The organism is Paraburkholderia strydomiana, assembly GCF_046030495.1.
In the GTDB taxonomy this organism is placed as follows: domain Bacteria; phylum Pseudomonadota; class Gammaproteobacteria; order Burkholderiales; family Burkholderiaceae; genus Paraburkholderia; species Paraburkholderia strydomiana_A.
In genome coordinates this window covers 1-441 of sequence record NZ_JAQQCJ010000078.1, presented here as the reverse complement: position 1 = coordinate 441, position 441 = coordinate 1, and the positions used below count along the sequence as shown (strand labels likewise).

General features: G+C 56.9%; 1 protein-coding gene. It reads right to left on the bottom strand.

All coding sequences use genetic code 11. The features are described from left to right. The coding region (locus tag PQQ53_RS34995; protein ID WP_408329315.1) for a transposase at positions 1-441 on the bottom strand (441 nt) is incomplete at both ends.

Here is a 441-nt window from a genome sequence, read left to right as displayed (position 1 = left end):
TCGCATCTGCTCGCGTAAGCGCGCGATCTTGTCCTGCAATCGGGTCGTCTTCGCTTCGAGCTCAGCGGGTTGCGTACGATCGGCAGTCTCCAGCGCGTTCAGATACCGCTGGATGCTCTCCTCGATCTGCTTCTGGCGCTTGTCGACCTTACCCTCGGTGAAGTTGCGATCCCGCGTATTGACTGCCTTGAACTTGCTACCGTCAATGGCGACTAGCGCTTGCGAGAACAGTTTCAGCTCACGGCAGAGCATCACGAAGCGCCGACACACGTTGCGAATGCCGACGCCGTTGTCACGACGAAAGTCAGCTATGGTCTTGAAGTCTGGCGCCAGTCGGCCCGTAAGCCACATCAATTCAACATTGCGTTGGCATTCACGTTCCAGGCGACGGCTCGATTGAACCCGGTTCAGGTAGCCGTAGATATAGATCTTCAGCAGCAC